We start from the raw sequence: 18401 nt of genomic DNA, 5'->3' as shown, positions 1-18401 counted from the left end.
GCTGCTCAGTGCGCGGCGACCACCCGGTTGCGGCCGGCGTGCTTGGCCTCGTACATCGCCCGGTCGGCGCGGCGGACCAGGTGGTCGCGTTCCTCGCCGAGCTGGCGCACCGCCACCCCCGCGCTGAAGGCCACGCAGATGCGACGGCCCTCGTGCCGCAGCGGCCGCGCGGCCAGTTCGCGCTGCAGGCGGTGCACCGTGGCGGTGGCCTCGTCCAGGCCCGATCCGGGCAGCAGCAGCACGAATTCCTCGCCGCCGTAGCGGAAGACCGCATCGCTGGCGCGCAGGCCTTCGCGGATCACCTCCACCACGTGGCGCAGCGCGGCGTCGCCGCCGGCATGGCCGTGGTCGGCGTTGAGCTTGCGGAACGCGTCCAGGTCCAGCACCGCCAGGGCCAACGGCCGGGCCTCGCGTTCGGCGCGGGCCACCTCGCGCTCGTACAGTTCCTCGAAGCCGCGCCGGTTCAGCGCGCCGGTCAGCGGGTCGGTGGCGATCAGCTCGCTGACGTCGCGCAGTTGCGCTTCCAGCTCGCGCACCCGCGCCTCGGCCGCGTCCACCTCCTCGCGCGCGGTAGCCATCTGCGCGCGCGCGCGCTGGGCCTGTTCCTGCAGGCGCACGGTGTCTTCCAGGACCTCGTCCAGGCGCTTGCCCAGCTCGGTGATGCTGCGCGCCTGGCGCACCGCCTGCATGTGGTTCTCCAGCCGGCTCTGGAACTGGCCGGCGCTGGCAGACATGCCGTCCAGGCGCTCGACGAAGGTCACCATCATCCCGCGCATGGCGTCCTTGGAGTCGACGATGCCCTGCTTGAGCAGGCCCTGCTGGTAGACCATCTCGCGCAGGCCCTGGCGGGTGGCCTCCAGGGTCTGCCGGTCCGGGTCGCCGGCCAGCAGCTCGCGCACCACCGCCACTTGGCCTTGCAGCCAACTGCCGTCCTCCAGCAGCTCGGCCAGGTTCTCCAGCAGCAGGTCGAACAGGCTCAGCATCAGCGCCTGCTGCTCGGTCGCGTCGCCGGCGTGCACGCCGACCTGGTGGCACAGCTCGCGCACGCGCCGGGCCAGCGGCGCCAGCTCCTTGCCCGGCTGCCATTGCTTCAGCTCGCTGCCCAGGGCGCTGGACTCGTCGGCCAGCGCCGGCAGCGGCTGCAGCAAGGAGGCCAGGGCCACGCCGACGGCCTGGCGCAGCAGTTCGCGCAGTTGCTCGGACTCGGCCGCCGCGCCGCTGGGCGCATCCAGGCTTTGGGCGAATCCGCGCAGGTACTTGTCCAGGAACTGGCGCAGCACCCGCGCACAGGTGGCCCAGTCCTCGCCCTGGCAGGCCGACTGCAGGCGCCGTCCCAGGTCGCCCAGTTCCCCGGGCAGCGCGGCCATGTCCTCGGCGAAGGCCGGCAGCAGGGCCCGCGGATCGTGGGCGGCCGCTTCCAGCGCCGCCGGGACGGCGGCCGCGGCGGGTGCGTGTGCGGAGGCGGGGGCTTTGCTGCGGATGACCATGCGGGACTCCGTTTCCGCCGGCCACGCGCGCCGTGGCGCATGGCCGGAAAAGGGGCGGGACGCCTGCCTGGCGGTTCGGCGGGCGCGGGCCTGAATATGCGACGGTACGCCGCCGGCGCCCCGGCGTGAAGCCGGCGGGGCCGGACGGCGGCGGCCGGGTGGGCAGGGCGGCCGGTCCGTGCGAGGCTGGCGGCTTTCCAAGAGCGACGGAGGTGGCATGGATATCGGCATGATCGGTCTGGGCAAGATGGGCGCGAACATGGCCCAGCGGCTGCAGCGCGGCGGGCACCGGGTGGTCGGCTACGACCCGGGCGAGGCCGCGCGCCTGGGCCTGGAGGAGCGGGGGCTGGAGACGGCCGACTCGCTGGCCGCGCTGGTCGCCGCCCTGCCGGCGCCGCGCACGCTGTGGCTGATGGTGCCGGCCGGGGCGCCGGTGGATGCCACCCTGGAGGCGCTGCGCCCGCTGCTGCAGGCCGGCGACGTGCTGGTGGACGGCGGCAACTCCAACTATCGCGACAGCCAGCGCCGCGCCGGCCAATGCCGCGAGCAGGGCGTGCATTTCCTGGACTGCGGCACCAGCGGCGGGGTGTGGGGCCTGGGCGAGGGCTACAGCCTGATGGTCGGCGGCGACGCCTCCGCGGCCGAGCGCCTGCGGCCGGCGTTCGAGGCGCTGGCGCCGGCGCCGGACCGCGGCTGGGGCCGGGTGGGGCCCAGCGGCGCCGGGCATTTCGCCAAGATGGTCCACAACGGCATCGAGTACGGGATGATGCAGGCCTACGCCGAAGGCTTCGCGATCATGCAGCGCAAGGAGTCGCTGGCCCTGGACCTGCCGCAGGTGGCGGAGATCTGGCGCCACGGCAGCGTGGTCCGTTCCTGGCTGCTGGACCTGACCGCCGATGCGCTGGCCGACAATCCCGCGCTGGAGGGCATCGCCCCCTACGTGCCCGATTCGGGTGAAGGCCGCTGGACCGTGGCCGAGGCGATCGACCTGGACGTGTCCGCGCCGGTGATCACCCTGGCGCTGCTCGAACGCCTGCGCTCGCGCGAGGACGATTCCTTCGCCGACAAGATGCTGGCCGCGCTGCGCGACCGCTTCGGCGGCCACGGCGTGCGCCAGGGGTGATCGGCCGGGCGGCCCGCGGGCTTGCGCGCCGCCGCCGGGCACGCGTACACCGCCTCTGCGTGGCCGTGCGCCGCGATGCCGCCTGGACGGGGCGGGGCTTCGTCGCGGCGCCGCGGCCGCTCAGCCGGCGAAGGCGACCTCGCGCCCCTGCGCCGCGCTGGCGATGCCCGCGTCGATCACCCGCATCGCCAGAAGCGCTTCCTGCGCGGTGACCGGCGGCGGCGCGCCGTCCACCAGCGCGTCGCGCAGCCGCGCGTAGTAGGCGGTGTAGTCGCCGCGCGGCCCGGTGGCCGCCGCCTCGCGCACCGTGCCATCGGCGTCCACCCGCAGCCAGGCGCCCGGCTGCGGGTCGCGGCCCCAGTCCGCGCCGCCGGGCGCGTGGCCGGCGCGCAACGCCTCCTCCTGCGGATCCAGCCCGTGCTTGATCCAACTGCCGCCGGTGCCGTGCGCGGCGAAGCGCAGGCCGTGGCCGGGTACCAGCGTGCCGGCATGCAGCAGTACGCGCAGGCGCGCGTAGCGCAGGCGCACGTGGAACCAGTCCACCGCGCTGGCGCCATCGCGCTGCCGGCCCAGGTCGGCGCACACCGCCAGCGGCGGGCCGAACAACTGCAGCGCCTGGTCGACCAGGTGCGGACCCAGGTCGTACCACAGGCCGCTGCCCGGTCCCTCGCGGTCGCGCCAGCGGTCGGGCACCTGCGGGCGGAAGCGGTCGAAGTGCGAGTGCAGTTCCATCACATCGCCCAGCCCCCCGGTCTCCACCAGCGCGCGCAGGGCGAGGAAGTCCGCGTCCCAGCGGCGGTTGTGGAAGACGGACAGCACTCGGCCGGCCCGGCCGGCCGCCTCGATCATCGATTCCGCCTCGGCCGCGTCCAGCGCGAACGGCTTGTCCACCACCACGTGCTTGCCCGCGTCCAGCGCGGCCAGCGCCAGCGGCGAATGGGTGTGGTTGGGCGTGGCCACCACCACCAGGCCGATCGCCGGGTCGGCGAACGCCTGCGCCGGGTCGGCCACCACCCGCGCATGCGGGTGATCGGCGGCGACAGCGGCCGGGTCGCGCGAGACCACCGTGTGCAGGCGCAGGCCCGGCGTGGCCGCGATCAGCGGTGCATGGAACACGCGGCCGGCCAGGCCGTAGCCGAGCAGAGCGACATCGAGCGGGGCGGGCATGGGCGGTCTCCGGAGGACGTGGGCATTACACGCGCCGGCAGAGGCCCCGGCAACCTCGGTGCGTCGGCGGCGGCCGTGACGTGCGCCTCATCGGGCTGAATCGTGCACAACCTTCACGCCGGAATTCACCGCTGCTGTACGGCCCGCGGCCGACACTGCGCCCACACCCGAACGGAGACCCATGCACATGCGCAAGAATGCCTCGATCCTCGCCGCCACCCTGGCCGCCTTCCTGTTCTCGGGCGCCGCGCTGGCCAACGATGACACACCCCACAAGAAGCCCGCTGCCGACGCCGAATCGGCGCAGCCGGTCAACGACACCTGGATCACCACCAAGGTCAAGTCCAGCCTGCTGGCCGACAACGACGTGTCCGGCACCAAGATCGAAGTGGACACGGTCAACGGCGTGGTGTTCCTCACCGGCACCGCCCACACGCAGGCCCAGGTGGACGAGGCCAAGCGCATCGCGGCCGAAATCGACGGCGTGTCCCGGGTGGATGCCTCGCGCCTGAAGGTGGCCGCGCGCTGACGCGACCCGATACCGGTTCACTGGCGGCCCGGAGTGACGACGGGACGCCACGGCGGCGCGGGGCCTCGGCTCCGCGCCGCCTTCTTTCGTGCCGCCCGAGCCTGCGCCGTATCCCTGCCTGCAGGAACCCACTCCGGTCGACGCCCCGGCCCGATGCCCGGATGACCGCCACGCGGGCCTCGTTGCCCCGGCGTCGCCGGCACCCGCAAAACGGCGCGCAGGGTGGCCCCGCCCAGGAGCGCTCGATGCGTCGCTCCCTTTCTCCGGCGGCTTCTTCGCGACCGTGGAACGGCTTCCCTCCAAGCCCTCCGCTAGAATCGGCCATCGTCCCCCGCAAGCCTCCCGGACCATGCCCAACGACGCGATGCCCGTCGACCCCCGAGTCGAGTCCTTGCTCGCGCGCATGACGTTGGAGGAGAAGGCCGGCCAGTTGAGCGTGTTCGCCGACATGGTCCGGCCCTTCGCCCCGGACGTGAACCCGGAGGCCAACCGGCGCAACGCCGACGAGGTGATCGAGCAGGTGCGCGCCGGTCGCGCGGGCACGCTGTTCAATGGCGTCGGCGCGGCGCAGGGGCGCGAGATCCAGCGGGTGGCGGTGGAGGAGAGCCGGCTCGGCATCCCGGTGCTGCTGGCCGCCGACGTGATCCACGGCATGCGCACGGTATTCCCGATCCCGCTGGGCGAGGCGGCCAGCTTCGAGCCGGAGCTGGCGCGGCGCACCGCCCGCGCCACCGCGGTGGAGGCCACCGCTGCCGGCATCCACTGGACCTACGCCCCGGCGGTGGACATCGCCCGCGACCAGCGCTGGGGCCGCGGCGCCGAAGGCGCGGGCGAGGACACGTTCCTGGGCTGCGCGTTCGCCGCCGCGCGGGTGCGCGGCTTCCAGGGAGAGGACCTGCGCGCCCCCGATTCACTGCTAGCCACGGCCAAGCACTTCGCCGCCTACGGCGCGGTGGCCGCCGGCATGGACTACAACTACGTCGAGATTTCCGAAGGCACCCTGCGCGACGTGCACCTGCCGCCGTTCAAGGCCGCCTTGGACGCCGGCGCACTGGCGGTGATGACCGCCTTCAACGACATCAACGGAGTGCCGGCCAGCGCCAACCGCGCGCTGCTCACCGGCGTGCTGCGCGAGCAGTGGGGCTTCCCCGGCCTGGTGGTGTCCGACTACACCGCCGACATGGAGCTGGTCGCCCACGGCTACGCCGCCGACGACCGCGACGCCACCTTGCGCGCCTTCACCGCCGGCATGGACATGAGCATGCAGAGCGGCTTCTACGCCGAGCACCTGCCGGCCCTGGTCGAGTCGGGCCAGGTGACGCTGGAGATGCTGGACGCGGCCGTGCGGCGGGTGCTGTCGGTGAAGGCCGCCCTCGGCCTGTTCGACGATCCCTACCGCTCGCTGGACCCGGTGCGCGAGGCCGACGCCTCGCACCTTCCCGCGCACGAGGCGCTTGCGCGCGAGGCCGCGCGGCGCTCGATCGTGCTGCTGAAGAACGAGGGCGACGCATTGCCGCTGCAGGGCGGCCGGCGCATCGCCCTGGTCGGCCCTTTCGCGCGCGACGTGGACAACATCGAGGGCTGCTGGACGCTGTTCGGCGACCGCTCGCGCTACGTCGGCCTGGAGGCCGGCATCCGCGCCGCGCTGCCGCCCGGCGCCGTGCTGGACGTGGTCGACGGCTGCGCGCTGGAAACGCCGCTGGACGGCGGCGTCGATGCCGCCGTGGCGGCCGCGCGCGATGCCGACGTGGTGCTGCTGGCGGTGGGCGAGCCGCAGCGCTACAGCGGCGAGGCGCAGTCGCGCACGCAGATCGTGCTGCCGGCCGTGCAGCAGGCGCTGGCCGAGGCGGTCGCCGCCACCGGCACTCCGCTGGTGGTGCTGCTGCGCAACGGCCGCGCGCTGGCCCTGGAGGGCGCGGTGCGCGACGCGCAGGCGATCCTGGTCACCTGGTTCCTCGGCAGCCAGACCGGGCATGCGGTGGCCGACGTGGTGTTCGGCCGCCACGGCCCGTCGGCGCGGCTGCCGGTGAGCTTCCCGCACGATTCCGGGCAGCAGCCGTATTTCTACAACCATCCACGCACCGGCCGGCCGGAGACGCCGCAGATGTCGGAGTTCAAGGCGCGCTGGCGCGAGCAGCCCAACGCGGCGCTGTACCCGTTCGGTCACGGCCTGGGCTACGGCCGCATCGAGTATGGCGCCACTACCGTGGACGCGGCGGCGCTGGCGTGGGACGGCACCCTGGCCGTGCGCGCCAGCGTGCGCAACGCCGGCACGCGCGCGGCCGAGGAAGTGGTGCAGTTGTACCTGCACGACCGCGTGGGCAGCCGGGTGCGCCCGGTGCGCGAGCTCAAGGGCTTCGTCAAGCTGCCGCTGGCGCCGGGCGAGAGCCGCGACGTCGTGTTCGAGCTGACCCGCGAGCAGGTGGCGTTCACCCGCGCCGACGGCAGCTTCGGCGCCGAGCCCGGCCGCTTCGACGTCTGGATCGCGCCCTCGGCGGCGGCGGGGGAGCCGGTCAGCTTCGAACTGCTGCCGCCGGCCGCGTCCTTGCCGTGACCCTGGCGCCGGCCGTACCCGGCGCCTACAGGCGCAGTGCTGCGTTCGAACGCGCGGCCGGCGCTCAGGAATCGCGACGCGGGAACCGGTAGATCGCTGCGCCCACCAGCAGCGCGATGCCGACCGCCGCCAGGTTGTCCGGGCTGGCGCTGGCCAGCAGCCCCAGCGACAGCAGCAGCGCGGCCACCGGAACCAGCGGCCCGCCCGGCAGGCGCAGGGCATCGGGACGGTCGCGGTAGCGGCGCGCCAGCACCAGTACCGCCGCGGCCGTGCCCATGTAGGACAGCAGCCGGGTGACCATCGACAGCAGCGCCAGTTCCACGAACGAGCCCCACAGCGCCAGCGCCAGCGCGATCGCGCCCTGGACGAGGATGGCCGCGGCAGGCGTGCGGAAGCGCGGGTGCACCGCGGCCAGGAAGCGCGGCCCGTAGCCGTCGGCGGCCAGCGCGTACAGGAAGCGCGGCCCCAGCATCATGGTGTTGCTGTTGGTGCCCAGGATCGAGACCGTCGCGCCGACCGTCAGCAGCAGCGCCAGCCCTTCGCCGCCGAAGCGCGCCGCCGCGTCGGCCAGCGGCGTGGCCGAGTCGGCCAGGCCGGGCAGGGTGCCCTGGGCGACGAGCTGCACCAGCACGTAGACCAGGGTCACCGTGGCGATCATGGTCAGCAGCGCGAACGGCACGTCGCGGCGCGGGTTGCGGTATTCGCCGGCGGCGGCGGGGATGTTCTCGAAGCCGGCATACGCGAACAGCAACAGCAACGCCGCCTCGCCCAGCCGGCCCAGGTCGGCGGCGGCCGGCGGCCCGCCGGCCAGCGCCCACGACCAGTCCACGTAGAACAGGCCGATGGCCACGAACAGCAGCAGCGGCAGCAGCTTGCCGATCACCAGCGCCACCCCGGTGCGCGCCGCCGATTTCACCCCGATCACGTTGACCGCGGTGAGCAAGGCCAGCGAGACGGCGATCACCCCGGTGCGCCCCGCGCCGGCCGCGGCCGCCGGCCAGAAGCGGCTGGTCGCATCGGCCAGGCCGTTGCTCAGCGAGGCGGCCGAGGCGATGCGGGTGAGCCAGATCATCCAGCCGATCTCGAAGCCCACGAACCGGCCGAAGGCCTCGCGCGCGTACAGGTAGCTGCCGCCGGGCTGGTCGAAGTAGCTGGCCGCCTGCGCGTAGCACAGCACCAGCAGCGCCACCACCATCCCGGCCAGCAGCACCGCCCACACGCTGGCCGGACCAAGCAGCACGAAGGTGGCGGCCGGCAGCAGGTAGATGCCGCTGCCGACCACGTCGTTGATGGACAGGCCGACGATCTGCCAGCGCCCGACCGCGCGGACCAGCCCCGGCGATGGGCCGGGGTCGCGCGCGGCGCTCATCCGGCCCCCTGCGGCAGGGCCCAGTCGCGCGCGAGCCGGCGGTACTCGGCCGCCGGCAGCAGCACGAAGCGCGGCCGCGCACGCGGGTCGAGCCAGGCCAGCAGTTCGCGCATGCCGGCCTCGTCCATCGCGGTGCAGCCGGCGGTGGCCTCGCCCGGGCTGCGCCACAGGTGGACGAAGATGCAACTGCCCGCGCCGGGCAGGTTGCCGGGGTTGTGCGCGATCACGATGCCCAGGCGGTAGCGCGGGTCGCCGTCGCGGTGCAGGTCCAGGCGCATCGGCTCGGTGGAGCCGGCCACCGCGTCCGCGCCGACGTCGCGCGCATCGACGATGCGGTTGTAGAGCGGCGAATCCGGCACGTCCATGCAGTAGTGCCCGCGGCGCATCGGCGCATAGGGCAGTGCGGTGGCGGCCGCATCGGCATAGCCGAAGGCCGTGTCCAGGGCGAACGCGCCGGCCGGGCTGCGGCCATCGCCTTCGCGCTTGCGCGGGCCCCGCGCCGCATCGCCCGGTGCGTGCAGGCCGATGCCCCATGCGCTGCCGTGCCGGCCGATGGCCACGGGGCGCGATGCGCCGGCCTCGTGCCAGGCCGCATCGTCGGCGTCGCGCCGGTAGCGGCGCAGCATGCCGTGGTCGGCGTCCCAGCCTTCGGTGGTCACCAGCACGAGCTGGCGCGCGCCATGCAGCGGTCCGTGTGCGGGCGCGTGTGGCGGGGCGTGTATGGGCGCGGCCTGGAGGGCGGCCGCGGCGATGCCCGCCAGCGCCAGCGCGGCCGCGCACGCCCGCCCGTGGCCGGGGCGGAAGCGGGAACGCCGGTGATCGGGAGCGGTGGGCGCCATGCGGTTTCCCCATGAAGCGGATGTCGCTGTGGATGTCGGTGGCCTGCCGTGCGGCATGCGCCGATCCTGGTGCGGCGCCGACGCCCTGGCAACCGTTGCCCCGTTCATCGCGGCAGCGGCTGCAGGCCGTCGATGGCCTCGATGCCCAGCCCGGGTGCGTCGGCCAGCACGATGCGCGGGCCGTCGAACGCCACGCCGCCGGCCACCGGGTTGGCGCGGGCCAGCGAGGGGCCGTCCAGGTCGGCCTGGACGAGGGTGTCGGCGCGCGACACGGCCAGGTGCGCGGCCGCGCCGGCGCCGATCGCCGATTCGACCATGCAGCCGATCATGCAGCGCACGCCGTGGACCGCGGCGATGTCGACGATGCGCGCGGCCTGGTGGATGCCGCCGGCCTTCATCAGCTTGATGTTGACGATGTCCGCCGCGCGGCGGCGGATCAGCTCGACCGCCTGGGCCGGGCCGAACACGCTCTCGTCGGCCATCACCGGGGTATGGATGTGGGCGCTGACGTGGGCCAGGCCATCGATGTCGGCGGCCGCGACCGGCTGCTCCAGCAGCTCGGGCAGGATGCCGGCGTCCTCCAGCGTGCGCATCGTGCGCACCGCCTGGCGCGCGCTCCAACCCTGGTTGGCGTCCAGGCGCAGGCGCGCGCGGCCGCCGACGGCGGCGTGGATGGCGCGGACCCGCTCCAGGTCGGTACCGGTGTCGCGGCCGACCTTTATCTTGAGCGCGTCGTAGCCCTGTTCCACCGCGGCCACGGCCCGGGCCACCATCGCCTCGACGGTGTCCAGGCCGAGGGTGGTGTCGGTGCGCAAGACCGGCTCGCCGCCGCCCAGCAGCCGGTACAGCGGCGCGCCGTGCAATTGCGCCCACGCGTCGTGCAGGGCGATGTCCACCGCCGCCTTGGCGCTGGGGTTGCCCGCCAGCGCGCCTTGCACCAGCGCGCAGTTGCGGTTGAGTTCGTCCACCGGCCGTCCGATCAGGCGCGGGCCGATGTGGCCGGCGATGGCCTCGACGATCGAGGCGTGGGTGTCGCCGGTGATCGCCGCGGTGGCCGGCGCGCTGCCGTGGCCGGTGCGGCCGTCGTCGGTGCGCAGCAGCACCACCACGTCCTCGATGGCTTCCACCGTGCGCAGTGCGGTGCGGAACGGGGTCTTCAGCGGCACGCGCAGCATGCCCAACTCAATGGCGGCGATTCTCATGGTGCGGCCGCCGGCCGGATCCGCTGGATGGCGACCATGTGGTCGACGTAGGGCCGGCCGTCGCCGGCCAGCATCGGTTCCAGCGGCGTGACCACCACGCCGTTGAGCCTGCCTTCGGCCACGGTGCCGTCGGCGGCGCGCCAGCGGCCGCCATGGATGTCGTGGATCACGTAGGTCATGCCGTCCTGCCGGCCGATGGCCATGAGCACATGGCCGGGAATGTAGACCAGGTCGCCGGGCCGCAGCGCGCGCACGGCGGCCATGCGCGCGGCATGGCCGTCCCGCGGCGCGAACGCGATGCGGTCCAGGGCCGGGCTGGCAGCCTGGTCGCCGGTGTTGCGCGGCAGCAGCACGCCGAAGCTGCGGTAGACCTCGGAGACAAAGCCGCTGCAGTCGCGGGTGCCGTGCGCATGGCCCCAGCCGTAGCGCTCGCCGAGGAACTTGAACGCCTGGCCGATGAGGTGGGCCGGGGTCAGCGGCAGGTAGTCGCCGGCCATGTCCGCCGCGCGCGGGACCAGCGCCGGCATCGCCTGCAGGCGCCCCTCGGCATCGCGTACCGGCAGTTCGACCACGTGCGCGGCCACCGGGAGCTGGCCATGGACCGGCTGCTCCGGCGGCCAGTCCGCGCGCAGCGGCAGGCGTACGCCCATCTCCAGCGGCAGCGCCGACACGCGCGGTTCGCCGGGGGCGATGGCGGTACGCACGTGCGCGCCGGTGGCCACCCGATAGGGCGTGCGCCGCGCGTAGCCGAGGACGGCGTCGCGCCCGCCCAGGGCGACGTCGGCGGCCGCGATCCACGCCAGGTAGCGCTCGCTGGCCACGAACAGCCAGCGGCCGTCGCGGCTTTCGTGCAGCACCGCCACCGCATCGCCGGGGAACAGCGCCGACTCCTGGAAGCGGTCGATGTCGGTGTCCCGCGGCGAGGAGAAAGCGCTCGCCCGGGTGGGGAAGGTGCGCAGGTCGGCGCGGCGCACGACCAGGCCGTAGTGCAGCGGCCGTTCCGGCGCGATCGCCTCCAGCGCCAGGGCGCGCCGCAGCATTCGAAGGGAACGCGGCGGCAGCGGCGTGCCGTGGCCGTCGTACAGCGGGTTCGCCGGCAGGACGGACAGTGCCTCGATCCGCTCGCGCACCCATGCGCGCGGCAGCGGGTCGGGCAGCGTGGCGAGGTCGTGGATGGAGGGGTCCAGCGCACGCATGCGCGCGTTCTGCGCCTGGATGCCGGCGCGGTCCAGGATCGGCCGGTCCGGTTCGGCCAGCTTCGCGATCCAGTGTTCGGGAGACAGCGCGTCGGCGTCCACGCTGGCCATCACCGGCAACGCTTCGGCTTCCGTGGCTGTGCCCGGCAATGGCGCGGCGAGCGCCAGCACGGCGGCGGCCAGCACGGCGCAGCGGCGGGCACCGGTACGCGCGGGCAGGGGGGCGGCCACCGCGCATGCGGGCAGCGTGGCGAGGGGGCCGGTGTTCAAGCGCATCGCGTTCCCGTATTCCGGCATGCGCCGGCAAGTGTAGCCTCCGGCACGCTGGCGACGGCCGCCTTCCCGGAGGATCCGTGGACGACAGGCGCGCAAGCCGGATTCCCATCGTCCAGGCGGCGGGATTACCCTGGGTTCCACCACGGCCCGGCCCCTGCAGCATGAACGTGCCGATTCCAGGCGAGCGTCGCACCGGGGCCACCCCGCCCCTTCCGCGTGCGGGCAGGGCATCCGCCCGCCGCGCCGTCTGTCTTCGCCTCCTCGCGCTCGCGCCCTTTGCGCTGGCCGGCATGCCGGCGATGGCGGCCGAACCGATGCCGCCGCCCGCCGGCGACGCGGCCGCCGCGGGCATGGTCGACGTGCGCACGCTGGCGCCGGACGTCCAGGTGGAACTGCGCTATGCGGGCAGCGACAACTTCACCGGTGCACCGGTGCCGGGCTACGAAGGCGGCCGCTGCTGGTTGCTGCGGCCGGCGGCCGAGGCCGTGGCGCGGGTACAGGCTGCGCTGCGGGCGCAGGGATTGGGTCTGCGCATCTACGATTGCTACCGCCCGGTGCGCGCCGTGCGCAGCTTCATGGCCTGGGCGGACGGGCCGGACGATCCGGCGCTGAAGGCGCGCTGGTATCCGCGCGTGGACAAGGCGGCCCTGGTGCCCGGCTACATCGCCGCGACCTCCGGGCACAGCCGCGGCGCCACCCTGGACGCGACCCTGGTCCGCTGCGGCGCCGATGGCTGCGCCCCGCTGGACATGGGCACGCCGTTCGACTTCTTCGACCCGCTGGCCCACACCGGCGCGGCGGCGATCGCGCCGGCGCAGCGCGACCACCGCCAGCGCCTGCGCGCGGCGATGGCCGCGCAGGGCCTGCGCAACTATCCGCAGGAGTGGTGGCACTACACCCTGCACCCGGAGCCCGACCCCGGCACCGCCCATGATTTCCCCGTGCGCTGAGGCTGCGATGATCGACTGGCTGGAACTGCGGTGTCCCTATTGCGGCGAGCCCATCGACGTGGCGGTCGACGCGGGCGCGGGCGACCAGCAGTACGTCGAGGATTGCCAGGTGTGCTGCCGTCCCATGGTGATGACGGTGAGCGTCGAGCAGCCGGAGGGGCCCGCCCGCGTGGTCGCCCAGCGCGAGGACGAGGCCTGAAGCGGCGGCGCCGTTTAGACTGTGCGTTCCCGTCGCATGCCGCTCCTCAATGAACCTCTCCCTGCACACCGGTCTGCTCGGCGCTCTCGAAGCCGGGCTGATCGCCTTCCTCATCGGCGTGGCGGTATACGCCGGCTGGGCCTGGGTGTGCCGCCGCGCCGGGCTGTCCATCGGCCAGGCGGTGGGCTGGGGCGCCGCGATCGCCGTGGTCGTGGCCGCCGGCATCGACACCTGGAACCTGTTCTACCTGGGCGTGGCCAAGCTCGAATCGCCGCTGTACGCACGCCTTGCGCTGGCCGGCATCCATGATGCCGACCACCTGGGCGCGCGCGTGCTGCTGGAAGTGATCGGATCGCTGTGCGGCACGGTGCTGGGATGGTGGCTGTTCAGCGGCCGCTTGGGCGTCGATGCCGCCGCCGCGGACGGCGATGAGGCGACGTAGGTCGCAGTTTCCGGTGGGTTGAACCTTCGCCTAACCGGCTCCTCATGCCTGGCTAACCGATGCGGTAGACGTTCGTCGCCGCGCGGTGGTTAACCCCATGTCGAGGCGCCGGTCGCGCCGCAAGGGCGATTCATGCGCCGCCGGGCAAGTTCATGGCCGTGGATGGCAAGCACGCGTCCACGCCCATCCCTTCCGCAGGAGCATGCCATGACCCACCCGCGCCTCATCCCTGGTTTCCTCATCCTCGGCCTGGCCGCCGCGCCGCTGGCCATGGCGCAGACTGCGCCGACCGACGCGCAGCCGGCGCAGGCCGAGTCCACCCATGCGCCAGCCACCGGCGCGGCCGAGCAGCAGGCGCATCAGTCCGCCGCCCGCGGCGAGGGCCTGAGCTGGGCGGACCTGGATGCGGACGGCAACGGCAACCTGAGCCGCCAGGAAGCGCAACGCCACGCCGGCCTGGCCAACGTATTCGCCGAGGCCGACAGCGACGCCGATGGCGAGCTGACCGGCGACGAATACCGCAGCTACGTCCAGAAGCAGCAGGCGGACGCCGCACAGGAGTGACCGCGCCACCGTGCGCGGCGTGCTTGCCCGCCGCGCACGGCGGCGTACCCGGGCGGGCGCCCCGCGTTCTTCGGCGCCTCCCTCCCGCGCGCGAAGACTTTGGGACGTCCCACTCTTCGTTGTAGGAGCCGGATACAGCCGGCGACCCACAGTACACCCCACCGCCGCGCAACCCGCCACCGCGTTATCCTGCGCTCCCGCGCAAACCGGTGGCCACTCCCATGCCCGATATCAGCCTGGTCGGCTTCGACGGCGACGACACCCTCTGGCGCAGCGAGGACTATTACCGCGCGGCCGAGAAGCAGTACGAGGAGATCATCGGCCGCTACGTCGACCTGCACGATGCCGGTACCCTGCGCCATCTGCTCGAGGTGGAGCGCCGAAACCTCAAGGTGTTCGGCTACGGCGCCAAGGGCATGACCCTGTCGATGATCGAGGCGGCCATCGAGCTGACCGACGGCCGCATCGCCGCGCGCGACCTGCAGCGCGTGGTGGAGATCGGCCGGGCCACGCTGCAGCATCCGGTGGAGCTGATCGACGGCATCCGCGAGGCGGTGGCCGCCATCGCCTCGCGCTGGCCGGTGGTGTTGATCACCAAGGGCGACCTGTTCCACCAGGAGGACAAGATCGCCCGCTCCGGGCTGGGCGACCTGTTCCCGCGCATCGAGATCGTCTCGGAGAAGGACCCGCCCACCTATGCCAGGGTGCTGGCCGAATTCGGCATCGATGCATCGCGCTTCGTGATGATCGGCAACTCGCTGCGCTCGGACATCGAGCCGGTGGTGCGCCTGGGCGGGTGGGGCGTGCATGTTCCCTATCCGCTGACCTGGGCGCACGAGGCCGAGCACGGCCTGGCCGAAGCCCATCCGCGGGTGCTTTCCGTGCCATCGCCGGCGCAGCTCGGCGAGGCGGTGGCGCGCATCGTCGCGATGGGCGCCAACGACGGCTGAACGCATCCGCCGCCGCGCGCGCGGCGGCGGGTTTCCGGGCGGCCGGGTTAAAGCACGGTTCACCGTGTTCGCGGCACCTTCACTCCAACACCCGAGGGAAGTGCCCGCCATGACCGCAAAGCCGATCGTCCGCCGCATGCGCTCCGCCTGGATGTTCGCGGCCCTGCTGTCGTTGTCGTTGGGCGCCGGGGCGGCGGCCGCCGTCGTGCCGCTGCGCGCCGAGGCCACCGACGTGCAGGTCCGGGTGCTGGTGGACGTGGCCGACCTGATCTTCCGCAGCGGCCACCCCTACTACTACGAGCGCGGCTACTACCAGCCGGTGGTGATCGAGTACGACCCTTGGCGCCGCCCGGTCTACTACCGCTACGTGGCGCGCCCGGTGGTGGTGCACGTCCCGCCGCCGCCGCGCTACCACGTGGTGCATCCGCCGCGCCCCTACTACACCGCGCCGCCGCGGCACTACACCCCCGCGCCGCCGCACTATCGCACCGGTTACGGGTACGACGACCGCCATTCCGACCGCTCCCGCGCCCACCATCGCGACTCGCGCCGCGGGTACGGCCATTCGCAGGGGCGCGGCAGGAACTGACACGCCGCGGCCTGGGTGCTCAAGGCTCACGAAGCCATGGCCGCGCGTCGCGAAGGCGCGCGGGCATCCAGGGTCGTGGCGTCGCAACGGCCAGGGATACGCTGCTTTTCCTTCCGCTCGTCGCCAGGCCGCTTCGCCCCAGCCCTGACAGCCGCGCCCGGCTGCGGCAGAATGGCCGCATGCGCCGCCAGCCAATGCCGCATCCGGTCACGCGCATCGCCCTGGGCCTGTTGCTCTTGCTGGCGATGCCGCCGGTGCTGCTGGGCGCACCGGCGCCGCTGCCCGCGCACTACGCCACCGGCGACGAATGGCTCGACGCACACCTGGCCGACATCGACCGCTACGCCTCCCGCCATCCCGCCGCATTCGCCGCGGAAGTGGAGCGCTATGCCGGCGTTCCACGCGACTACGTACGCGGCCTGCTCGCCCAGCCCGGCTGGCAGGCCGGCGATGCCTGGTTCGCCTGCTTCCTGGCGCGCGCGCTCGAGGCGACCTGCCGCAGCGTCGTGCGTGCCCGGGCCGGCGCCGGCGCGCAGGCAGGCTGGTCCCCGGCGATGGACGGCCTCGATACCGGCACGCGCGAACTGGCACAGGTCCGCCTGGCGCTGGCGGACAGTTACCGGCGCTGGGCGCGGCCGTTGCAACCGGATGCGGCGCTGGCGCGCGCCCTGCGCGAGCGCGAGGCGAATACCCCGGAACCGAAGGAGTCCCCGCCATGAACACCATCATCCTGCTCTACGATTCCCAAGGCTGGGAGCGCGCGCAGTGGCCCGACGCCCCGCTGGTGACCGACTGGAATGGCCGCAGCGTATCCCTGCGCGCCGGCCCGCGGACTCCGCTGCCCCAGGACGGACGGGACTGGCCGCCGGTGGCGGTCTACGCGCCGGACGAATTGTCCGAGGAAGAATTCCAGAGCCTGTACGAAGCCCACCGCCCCGGCATCGTGGAACTGGGACTGCATTACTGAGCAAGCGCGAGCGCGACGCCTTTGGCCATGACGAACATCCGCTTCAAGGCGAAACTGTTGCGGCCGGCAAGCCCGAAGGGCGCGGCCTGGACCTTCCTCGTCCTGCCGAAGGACGCCAGCGCGAAACTGCCCACGCGCAGCATGACCACCGTCGAGGGCACCCTCGGCGGCCATCCCTTCCAGGCCACGCTGGAGCCGGACGGCCAGGGCAGCCACTGGCTCAAGGTGGGCCGTGCGCTGCGGGAGGCGGCCGGTGTCGTCGCGGGCGACACGGTCGCCGCCGAAGTCGCGCCGGTAGCGGTGGAGCCGGAGCCCCGGGTTCCGCCCGACCTGAAGAAGGCGTTGGCGGCCGCGCCGCCGGCACGGACGCAATGGTCCAGCCTCAGCCCCGTCGCGCGCCGAGACTGGATCCACTGGATCGCGTCCGCGAAGAAGGCGGAGACGCGCGAGCGACGGATCGCCAACGCCTGCGACATGCTCGCGTCCGGGAAGCGACGCGCCTGCTGCTTCGACCGCTCCGGAATCTACAGCAAGGCCCTGGGCGCCCCCGAGCCGGCGGATTAGGCCACCCGGGACGAGCCGCGACGCCACGGTTCGTACTGCCGTGCCGTCGCGGAGCTAGCTGTGTAAACCCATGAGGTTGTTCAGCGGCAGTTGGAGTCGGCTGATAGGGGGCTTGTAGCCCAGGCTGGCATGCGGTCGATGCCAGTTGTAGCGGTGCAGCCAGTCAGGAAGTGCCTGCTGGCGCTGGTGGGAGTTGTCATAGGAACGGGCGTAGGCCCATTCGCGCAACGCGGTCTGGACCAGCCGTTCGGCCTTGCCGTTGGTGCGTGGCGTATAGGGCCGTGTGCGCAGGTGTCGCAGCCCCAGGCGCTGCAGGAGTCGGCGGAACCGCCGGCTCCTGTAGCAGGCCCCGTTGTCGGTCATCACCCGGGTAAAGGTGACGCCGAGGGTTCGGTAGTAGCGCAATGTCTGCAGCAATGCGCGACAGGCGCTGGAGCCACGCTCGTCGTTCTCGATGGTGCCGAAGGCGACCCGGGAGTGGTCGTCGATGGCCAGATGGACGAACTCCCATCCGGCGCCGTCGGATGCGCGTTGGAGATCACCGGTGACCCGGTGTCCGGGCCGCCAGAAGCGCCCCAGTTTCTTGATGTCCAGGTGCAGCAGGTCGCCCGCCTGCGGGTACTCATAGCGGTTGTCCGGGCGCGCCGGCGCGAGCTCCGCCAGTCGATGCAGCCCGGCACGCTGCATCAGTCGGGCGATGGTGCTCGGCCCGACGGGCAAGGCCAGCGAGATCTGGCGATAGGTCTGTCGCTGGCGGCGCAGCGCGATCACCTGCGCAACCCCCCCTGGCGGGGTTGCCGTGGGGGATCGGAGAGGACGCGAGGAGCGGTCATGCAACCCGTCCAGGCCCTCCTCGCGGAAACGGCGGAGCCACTTGTACGCCGTGCGGATGCTCACCCCGGCGGCGTGGGCGGCTTCCTCGACCCGCAGGCCGTGATCGATCACCCGCTCGACAAGCAGGGCTCGACCGCGAGGCGTAAGACGGGCATGTTTATGCAGGTTCATCCGGGGCTCCTGGGGGGCTGGGTTGGCTTCGCAACCCCCATCTTCCAGAGATGCCCCGGATAAACAACCTACTGAGAGATCACAGCTAGCCCGGTGTGCGTCGCCAGTGACCTGGGCGTCCAAGGTCCAAGGAACGTGTACCCGGCAAGTGACTCGGCAACGGTCGGGTTTATCCTTGCCATTTTCGTATGCGCTATCGCGCACTGAGCCGTCGTGGGGGCGAAAATCTAGTGCGCCCAGGAGGCGCGCGCCCGATTTATGTACATGATTTTATTTGTGAAATATTGAAATAGTCGCCCCTGAAAAACTCATCCCACGCATGACGTACAGCCGTTTCCGCGCATTTCCTGCGTGCCGGCACTCCCCGTTTTCGCTACGCTGAGCGCTGTTTCCTTGCAGTCTGGAACCAGCGCATGCGCAAGCAGCCCG

19 protein-coding genes are annotated in these 18401 nt (G+C 72.9%); 12 read left to right on the top strand and 7 right to left on the bottom strand.

Features of this window, described 5'->3' with window-relative positions:
* Positions 1–5 precede the first annotated feature (5 nt).
* Positions 6–1487, bottom strand: coding sequence for a GGDEF domain-containing protein (locus HNR76_RS10875; RefSeq protein WP_162310385.1), 1482 nt, complete (start codon positions 1485–1487; stop codon positions 6–8).
* 217 nt (positions 1488–1704) lie between these two features.
* Here HNR76_RS10875 and gnd point away from each other — a divergent pair, with 217 nt between their 5' ends.
* The gene (gene gnd / locus HNR76_RS10870) at positions 1705–2610 is read left to right on the top strand and encodes a phosphogluconate dehydrogenase (NAD(+)-dependent, decarboxylating) (RefSeq protein WP_162310386.1); all 906 of its coding nucleotides are present in this window, start codon (positions 1705–1707) and stop codon (positions 2608–2610) included.
* A gap of 120 nt (positions 2611–2730) precedes the next feature.
* On the opposite strand, the gene HNR76_RS10865 is transcribed toward gnd, so the two are convergent.
* Entirely contained in the window at positions 2731–3777 is a 1047-nt protein-coding gene (locus HNR76_RS10865) for an oxidoreductase (protein WP_162310387.1), read from the bottom strand.
* A gap of 187 nt (positions 3778–3964) precedes the next feature.
* On the opposite strand from HNR76_RS10865, the gene HNR76_RS10860 reads away from it, so the two are divergent.
* A complete protein-coding gene (locus HNR76_RS10860; RefSeq protein ID WP_162310388.1) occupies positions 3965–4306 on the top strand; it encodes a BON domain-containing protein in 342 nt (113 codons plus the stop codon).
* A 364-nt stretch (positions 4307–4670) separates the two neighbouring features.
* A complete protein-coding gene (locus tag HNR76_RS10855) occupies positions 4671–6860 on the top strand; it encodes a glycoside hydrolase family 3 N-terminal domain-containing protein (protein ID WP_162310424.1) in 2190 nt (729 codons plus the stop codon).
* Positions 6861–6924: 64 nt separating this feature from the next.
* On the opposite strand, the gene HNR76_RS10850 is transcribed toward HNR76_RS10855, so the two are convergent.
* The 4 genes from HNR76_RS10850 to HNR76_RS10835 form a co-directional block, all read right to left on the bottom strand.
* On the bottom strand, positions 6925–8229 hold the full coding sequence (locus HNR76_RS10850; RefSeq protein ID WP_162310389.1) for an APC family permease: 1305 nt from the start codon (positions 8227–8229) through the stop codon (positions 6925–6927).
* Positions 8226–9068: a L,D-transpeptidase family protein gene (locus tag HNR76_RS10845; protein ID WP_246429116.1), complete on the bottom strand. Its 843-nt coding sequence runs from the start codon at positions 9066–9068 to the stop codon at positions 8226–8228. Before HNR76_RS10845 ends, HNR76_RS10850 begins: the two co-directional genes overlap by 4 nt.
* A 104-nt stretch (positions 9069–9172) precedes the next feature.
* Positions 9173–10270 (bottom strand): dipeptide epimerase, encoded by a 1098-nt coding sequence (locus tag HNR76_RS10840; protein ID WP_162310390.1) that lies wholly within the window; start codon positions 10268–10270, stop codon positions 9173–9175.
* On the bottom strand, positions 10267–11736 hold the full coding sequence (locus HNR76_RS10835; protein WP_246429115.1) for a C40 family peptidase: 1470 nt from the start codon (positions 11734–11736) through the stop codon (positions 10267–10269). Before HNR76_RS10835 ends, HNR76_RS10840 begins: the two co-directional genes overlap by 4 nt.
* 305 nt (positions 11737–12041) lie before the next feature.
* On the opposite strand from HNR76_RS10835, the gene HNR76_RS10830 reads away from it, so the two are divergent.
* The 9 genes from HNR76_RS10830 (at position 12042) to HNR76_RS10790 (ending at position 16967) form a co-directional block, all read left to right on the top strand.
* Positions 12042–12692 carry a M15 family metallopeptidase gene (locus tag HNR76_RS10830; protein WP_425501770.1) on the top strand — a complete coding sequence of 217 codons (651 nt, stop codon included), beginning with the start codon at positions 12042–12044 and terminating at the stop codon, positions 12690–12692.
* Entirely contained in the window at positions 12673–12891 is a 219-nt protein-coding gene (locus tag HNR76_RS10825; protein ID WP_246429114.1) for a CPXCG motif-containing cysteine-rich protein, read from the top strand. The genes HNR76_RS10830 and HNR76_RS10825 overlap by 20 nt, the downstream gene beginning before the upstream one ends.
* 49 nt (positions 12892–12940) lie before the next feature.
* Positions 12941–13333 carry a hypothetical protein gene (locus HNR76_RS10820; protein ID WP_162310392.1) on the top strand — a complete coding sequence of 131 codons (393 nt, stop codon included), beginning with the start codon at positions 12941–12943 and terminating at the stop codon, positions 13331–13333.
* Positions 13334–13540: 207 nt separating this feature from the next.
* Positions 13541–13897: an EF-hand domain-containing protein gene (locus tag HNR76_RS10815; RefSeq protein ID WP_162310393.1), complete on the top strand. Its 357-nt coding sequence runs from the start codon at positions 13541–13543 to the stop codon at positions 13895–13897.
* A gap of 221 nt (positions 13898–14118) precedes the next feature.
* Positions 14119–14847 carry an HAD family hydrolase gene (locus tag HNR76_RS10810; RefSeq protein ID WP_162310394.1) on the top strand — a complete coding sequence of 243 codons (729 nt, stop codon included), beginning with the start codon at positions 14119–14121 and terminating at the stop codon, positions 14845–14847.
* Between the two features lie 109 nt (positions 14848–14956).
* Positions 14957–15436 carry a hypothetical protein gene (locus tag HNR76_RS10805; protein WP_162310395.1) on the top strand — a complete coding sequence of 160 codons (480 nt, stop codon included), beginning with the start codon at positions 14957–14959 and terminating at the stop codon, positions 15434–15436.
* A gap of 179 nt (positions 15437–15615) precedes the next feature.
* Positions 15616–16155, top strand: coding sequence for a hypothetical protein (locus HNR76_RS10800; RefSeq protein WP_162310396.1), 540 nt, complete (start codon positions 15616–15618; stop codon positions 16153–16155).
* A complete protein-coding gene (locus tag HNR76_RS10795; RefSeq protein WP_162310397.1) occupies positions 16152–16403 on the top strand; it encodes a hypothetical protein in 252 nt (83 codons plus the stop codon). Before HNR76_RS10800 ends, HNR76_RS10795 begins: the two co-directional genes overlap by 4 nt.
* A 27-nt stretch (positions 16404–16430) precedes the next feature.
* Positions 16431–16967: a YdeI/OmpD-associated family protein gene (locus tag HNR76_RS10790; protein ID WP_162310398.1), complete on the top strand. Its 537-nt coding sequence runs from the start codon at positions 16431–16433 to the stop codon at positions 16965–16967.
* Between the two features lie 54 nt (positions 16968–17021).
* Here HNR76_RS10790 and HNR76_RS10785 read toward each other — a convergent pair whose 3' ends face one another.
* The gene (locus tag HNR76_RS10785; RefSeq protein WP_162310399.1) at positions 17022–17972 is read right to left on the bottom strand and encodes an IS481 family transposase; all 951 of its coding nucleotides are present in this window, start codon (positions 17970–17972) and stop codon (positions 17022–17024) included.
* Positions 17973–18401 lie beyond the last annotated feature (429 nt).

The organism is Pseudoxanthomonas broegbernensis (genome assembly GCF_014202435.1).
Classification (GTDB): Bacteria; Pseudomonadota; Gammaproteobacteria; order Xanthomonadales; family Xanthomonadaceae; genus Pseudoxanthomonas; species Pseudoxanthomonas broegbernensis.
The sequence above is the reverse complement of the archived record's forward strand: the minus strand, read 5'-3'. Positions and strand labels throughout refer to the sequence as shown.

Bases quoted from the DNA above. Each gene is read 5' to 3' on its own strand.
- HNR76_RS10795 (WP_162310397.1), top strand. From the start codon at position 16,152: ATGAACACCATCATCCTGCTCTACGATTCCCAAGGCTGGGAGCGCGCG.
- HNR76_RS10830 (WP_425501770.1), top strand. From the start codon at position 12,042: ATGGCGGCCGAACCGATGCCGCCGCCCGCCGGCGACGCGGCCGCCGCG.
- HNR76_RS10785 (WP_162310399.1), bottom strand. From the start codon at position 17,972: ATGAACCTGCATAAACATGCCCGTCTTACGCCTCGCGGTCGAGCCCTG.
- HNR76_RS10840 (WP_162310390.1), bottom strand. From the start codon at position 10,270: ATGAGAATCGCCGCCATTGAGTTGGGCATGCTGCGCGTGCCGCTGAAG.
- HNR76_RS10805 (WP_162310395.1), top strand. From the start codon at position 14,957: ATGACCGCAAAGCCGATCGTCCGCCGCATGCGCTCCGCCTGGATGTTC.
- HNR76_RS10820 (WP_162310392.1), top strand. From the start codon at position 12,941: ATGAACCTCTCCCTGCACACCGGTCTGCTCGGCGCTCTCGAAGCCGGG.
- HNR76_RS10825 (WP_246429114.1), top strand. From the start codon at position 12,673: ATGATTTCCCCGTGCGCTGAGGCTGCGATGATCGACTGGCTGGAACTG.
- HNR76_RS10810 (WP_162310394.1), top strand. From the start codon at position 14,119: ATGCCCGATATCAGCCTGGTCGGCTTCGACGGCGACGACACCCTCTGG.
- gnd (WP_162310386.1), top strand. From the start codon at position 1,705: ATGGATATCGGCATGATCGGTCTGGGCAAGATGGGCGCGAACATGGCC.
- HNR76_RS10855 (WP_162310424.1), top strand. From the start codon at position 4,671: ATGCCCGTCGACCCCCGAGTCGAGTCCTTGCTCGCGCGCATGACGTTG.
- HNR76_RS10865 (WP_162310387.1), bottom strand. From the start codon at position 3,777: ATGCCCGCCCCGCTCGATGTCGCTCTGCTCGGCTACGGCCTGGCCGGC.
- HNR76_RS10850 (WP_162310389.1), bottom strand. From the start codon at position 8,229: ATGAGCGCCGCGCGCGACCCCGGCCCATCGCCGGGGCTGGTCCGCGCG.
- HNR76_RS10790 (WP_162310398.1), top strand. From the start codon at position 16,431: ATGACGAACATCCGCTTCAAGGCGAAACTGTTGCGGCCGGCAAGCCCG.
- HNR76_RS10800 (WP_162310396.1), top strand. From the start codon at position 15,616: ATGCGCCGCCAGCCAATGCCGCATCCGGTCACGCGCATCGCCCTGGGC.
- HNR76_RS10860 (WP_162310388.1), top strand. From the start codon at position 3,965: ATGCGCAAGAATGCCTCGATCCTCGCCGCCACCCTGGCCGCCTTCCTG.
- HNR76_RS10815 (WP_162310393.1), top strand. From the start codon at position 13,541: ATGACCCACCCGCGCCTCATCCCTGGTTTCCTCATCCTCGGCCTGGCC.
- HNR76_RS10875 (WP_162310385.1), bottom strand. From the start codon at position 1,487: ATGGTCATCCGCAGCAAAGCCCCCGCCTCCGCACACGCACCCGCCGCG.
- HNR76_RS10845 (WP_246429116.1), bottom strand. From the start codon at position 9,068: ATGGCGCCCACCGCTCCCGATCACCGGCGTTCCCGCTTCCGCCCCGGC.